Here is a 4,448-nt window from a genome sequence, read left to right on the forward strand (position 1 = left end):
GCAAGCGGTCTTTGTCGGGTAGCCAAGCTGCATCTGTTTCCCACCAATTCCGGCTGTAAGATCCATTGCCCGAAGTGAGAGCAGACCCGAGGCGACCACATCGCTCCCGTGAAACGCCCTCCCCTGCCTCGGATAAAGCGGACCCCAATTGCCCACCATGGAGGAGCGCGCATCCCGACCCCGATCACGCTGGTCATTGTGCCAGAGGGGATCCGGCTCAGAGGCGTACATCAACCCTGCCTTTCCCCCACTGCATCCCCATTTGTTCAAGAAAGGCTGTTCGGTGACCATCACCGACCAGGGAACCCCGAACACATGCGTCTCGAAAAATTTCTCGTCCATCAAGGGGCCAGTCGCTGTCCTCACCCCACCTCCACCCATACCGCTTGCTGCATTTACGGCCTGGGATGGAACAGAGCCGCTTGGCGCGCCAAGGATCGAGGCCGTTATTCCAGGAAAACTCTTACCCCAAATGGTGTCTCCCGGGACATTCACCGTCTCCGCGACCTCGTCGGGCCGCCAGTGACGCACCCGAACCCACACATGGCAGTGTCCACGATGGCAGACGATCCGGCATATTCCCGTAATCCTCCACCGAAGGCAGGAGCCCCAGTTGAAAAAAGACTCCTCAGCAATCCCTACCGTCTCTACAACCAGAAACAAGAAAAGCGCGAGGACGACAACGACTCTTTTTAGCGCCACGTCACCCCCCTGACCGACTCCCTTGCCATCTCAACGACCTCCTTGGGCTCGCTCCCATCCATCGGCTCGCCTCTACGAACTCGTACCCTGATCTCCAAATAGCTTTGCCTTCCGTCACCGTTCTCAGCGAATTTATCGGCAATCCTGAGCCTGGGCTCCTCAAGAGCACGCATCCATCGAAACCACCTCCAGTAGGCCCTGCGCCGCAGACTCCTTACCTCTTTCATCTCCATATGAAACCTCCGGCAGAGTCTCAGAAGACCGAAGGATCGATAAAAGTCCAATCTCCCTTTTCTCTCCAGGACGAAGGTCACACCCCTTCTCTCATAAAGCTCCTCGACCTCCCCAAGGAGTTCATCGGCCCATACTTTGAGGCGTGCCTTCTCGCTCATCAGCGGCACACGGACCACTTTCCCTGCGTAGCCGGCCTCCCAGAGCTGCTTCACTATTGCGTGGGGAAGAGACACGGTCCCAATCCTAATCCGCCAATGGGAGATCCGCACACCCGTAAATGAGCAAATACGTCGCTCTTCATGGTGCCATTTCTTAAAGCGAACGTAGGGGGATTTACTGTAAGAAGAAAAAGACAATGCGTGATTCCGACTTGGCGATAGGAGTAGTCGTTCTGGCCGCAGTCATAGCGGGTCTACTTTACTTCCTTTTCTCCACTCAGCTGGGCGGGATAGGCCAGTGGCTGCGCGGGCCTTCTCATACACAGATCCTCAAGTCCATCGAAGCAGAGAAGGCAAAGTTCAGCCGGGAAACAGAAATTATAAGCTCCTACCTTGAACGTTCCTTCCCCTTGAAGGCCTACAGGCTCATTGAACTGGCCTTTCGAGGTGAGCCTCAAGGTCGAACCTTCAAACTTGACGATTACCCGGCATGGACTCTAAAAATGAATGCCGAACGGGAATCCCTTCTGGACGAGACCCTCAAAGCAGCAGCCAGACATGGCAAGAGCGCAGACGCCCTCTTGCTCGCCCTGGAAGCAAGAAGGTCCCTCCGTGACAGGATCAAAGAGAGCCAGGCAAAAAGGGACACAAAGGCCCTCGACAGGGAAATAAGCGACCTCCAGACACGACTGGACGGCGAGAGAGATAGCCTTATTGTTATACGGGATCAGTTCTCCGAGAAGCGCCGCTCCCTGAACCAGCAAGTACTAAGAGAATGGTTCATCCGCTCCTTGCTTGTCGGCGTCTTTGTCGGCGTCTTTCTTAGCGGTTCCTGTTGGTTTATCACGAAGTCCCCAACCCTCTCCGGAGCCCAAACAAAAACCTCCTACCAGACAAGGGTGCCCTCGGCGCCGGGCATATTTTCTTTCTTCCGGCCGAAAGCGTCGCATCAACCCGCTTTGCTAAGGCCAGGGGAAGGCTGCGTTTTAAGAGGCTCGGCTTTTCGCTTCACCATCCAGCCGAAGAGCGCTTCAATCCCGCACGTCATCACGATGGCGCTCAAGGGTCTTCCCAAAAGCAAGACCGCGCTCAAGCTTGCTTCCATCCTGGGCGGAAACCCCGATACCCCCGCATCACCCTCACATCACCTGAGCGAGCCCGGAGGGCTCATCACCCACACGGCGAAGGCTTTAAAACACTCTGAGCCCTTGCTCACAATGCTGCCCGACCCCAAGATCGGCCCAGTAGCCATCCTGGCGCACGACATCGGGAAGGTCTTCACACTGGAAGGCAGGGGGGCAGGCCGTCCACATGACATCCCGGGTGCTGATATTCTCGCCTCGCTGCCCGAGCTGAGAGAGGAGTTCGATGCGACAACCGCCCGCTCGCTCCTGCTCGCCATAAGGCATCAGCACTCGAACGCGGAGATTCCGCTGAACGCCCCTCCCCTGACCCACACGATTCTCCAGTTTATCAAGAAGGCGGACCATGCCGCAGCGGCAGAGGAAAGCCGTGAGGCGGCACAGGAAACAAAACTCCTTGCCCCAAAAATCATCGAGGCGTTCCCTTTTGCCATTGCGGACCTCAACGTGAACGGCTGCAACGGAGGATCACCCGAAGGATTTTTATGTGATGGGACTCTTTTCCTGCTGAAAGAACCCGTCAAACAAAGACTCCTCAGGCACCTCAATGCCCGCGATGGAGGCGTCTTTAAGGGCCAGGACCCGGTCTGGAATGAAATTGCCAACGCGCTGGCCGAGGCGAAGCTGATCACGAAGAAGATCGGCGCTAAAGAGGCTGGCCAGAAGAGTTGTCTGTTTGCGATCAAAACGCCCATGGGACAACAAAGAGCTATCGCGCTTCACGCTTCAAACCTGGCGCCGCAACTTCGGGAAAAATGGCTCATGGGAAATATCCCGAAAATTGAGATTCTTTAGTAGACAACCGATGGCTCGACTTTGCTCACCATAAGAGGAGGAAAAAATGAAAACCTACGGAGTGGACATTGGCTACGGCTACACCAAGGCCGCGGCACCGGATACACCCCCGGTGGTCATCCCGTCGATCGTGGGATCCAACGAAGCCCCGAGCTACAGAAGCGAGATCGGAGACAGGATAAAAATCACTCCTCTCACCTTAAACGGTCACTCTTACCTTGTCGGGGAAGCAGCCAGAAGGTTCAGCCGCCACCAGTACCGTATCTTCGACTCCACCTGGTCGGAGAGCCCCTACTACCTCCTCCTCTTTGTCTCCGCCCTGCTCCGGATCGAAAAGGCAGGTGAAGAACCCGTTGCAGTTGTCACAGGCCTCCCCGTAAACCACTACACACCGGAGAGGGCTAAACAGATCGAGCAACTGCTGGCCCGAAGCCATAACGTCAGCACTCCCTCCGGCCAAACCGCCCTCAAGGTGGAGAAGGTCAAGGTTATCCCTCAGCCTATCGGCTCGTTTTTTGATCTGTTGCTCGATGACAGCGGAAGACTTAAGGATCCCCATGGAATCCGCCCGAGGGTGGGCATCATCGACATCGGCTTTCAGACAACCGACCTGGCCCTTGCGGCCCCCCAGTTCATGGAGCCCTCTTCCGGCTCCCTCGATGTGGGCGTGCGCAGTGTCGCCGACCAGCTTGCCCGCGATATCAACCGGAAATACTCCCTCAATCTCGACACGACTGAGGCTGAGGAGGCCCTGAGGTCAAAGTCGGTAAGGATCTTTGGTGAAAGGGTGGATCTTTCGGACATCATCGCCGAGAGGACCCGAGAGGTGGCCGAGCGAATTCTCTCACAGGCCCACACCCTCTGGGGCCGGGGCCAGAGACTCAACCGGCTCATCCTCACGGGTGGGGGAGCTTCGCTCTTCCGATCCTATCTCACCGGATATCCCAATCTCCATGTCCCCAACAATCCTTCGCTCTCCAATGTCAGTGGGTATCTGAAGCTTGCCAGAAGGACCAAATGGTAAGACGCAATTTCAGCCTGCGGCGCCTGTCACGTCTGTTCGGCACAAACCCCCAATATATTCGGGACGCCATGGCGATCCGGGAAAAAGACCCGAAATTCCTCGAAGCCATAACGGCGGGAGAGGTGACCATCCCGCAGGCTAAGAAGATGCTGAACACAAAATATTCGATAACCGTGGTCTTCGACCCTGCCATTCCCAGCGATCGGAAACTTCTGGAACTCCTGGAAAAGGTCCCGCGCGGGTCCGAAGCTCAGTTCGTAAGGGAAATAGTCAGGGCGACAATGGCCGCAAAAGAGATTCGATAGGTAACACTGATGGACTGGCAAAAATATCTCAAGCCTGAGGTCTGGCACCCCGCAGCCAGGCTTTTCCCGCTCATGGGGGAGAAAGAGC

The 4,448-nt window shown here is 56.3% G+C and carries 5 protein-coding genes; 3 read left to right on the top strand and 2 right to left on the bottom strand.

Annotation, left to right across the window (positions count from 1 at the left end; translation table 11 throughout):
• Together O6929_00875 and O6929_00880 are read right to left on the bottom strand one after the other, a co-directional pair.
• Nucleotides 1–702, bottom strand: a 702-nt coding sequence (locus O6929_00875; GenBank protein MCZ6478948.1) for a TraU family protein, incomplete at its 3' end; no start/stop codon positions are given.
• Nucleotides 693–1,148, bottom strand: coding sequence for a hypothetical protein (locus O6929_00880; protein ID MCZ6478949.1), 456 nt, complete (start codon nucleotides 1,146–1,148; stop codon nucleotides 693–695). The genes O6929_00875 and O6929_00880, both read right to left, overlap by 10 nt.
• Nucleotides 1,149–1,291: 143 nt before the next feature.
• Between O6929_00880 and O6929_00885 the strand changes: the two genes are divergently transcribed.
• The 3 genes from O6929_00885 to O6929_00895 all read left to right on the top strand — a co-directional run bounded on the left by O6929_00885 (nucleotide 1,292) and on the right by O6929_00895 (nucleotide 4,360).
• Complete coding sequence (locus O6929_00885; GenBank protein ID MCZ6478950.1) at nucleotides 1,292–3,031, top strand: HD domain-containing protein; 1,740 nt, start codon at nucleotides 1,292–1,294, stop codon at nucleotides 3,029–3,031.
• 46 nt (nucleotides 3,032–3,077) lie between these two features.
• Nucleotides 3,078–4,055, top strand: coding sequence for a ParM/StbA family protein (locus O6929_00890; GenBank protein ID MCZ6478951.1), 978 nt, complete (start codon nucleotides 3,078–3,080; stop codon nucleotides 4,053–4,055).
• Nucleotides 4,056–4,123: 68 nt separating this feature from the next.
• On the top strand, nucleotides 4,124–4,360 hold the full coding sequence (locus tag O6929_00895) for a hypothetical protein (protein MCZ6478952.1): 237 nt from the start codon (nucleotides 4,124–4,126) through the stop codon (nucleotides 4,358–4,360).
• Nucleotides 4,361–4,448: the final 88 nt, after the last annotated feature.

The organism is Candidatus Methylomirabilota bacterium, from assembly GCA_027293415.1.
GTDB lineage: Bacteria > Methylomirabilota > Methylomirabilia > Methylomirabilales > CSP1-5 > CSP1-5.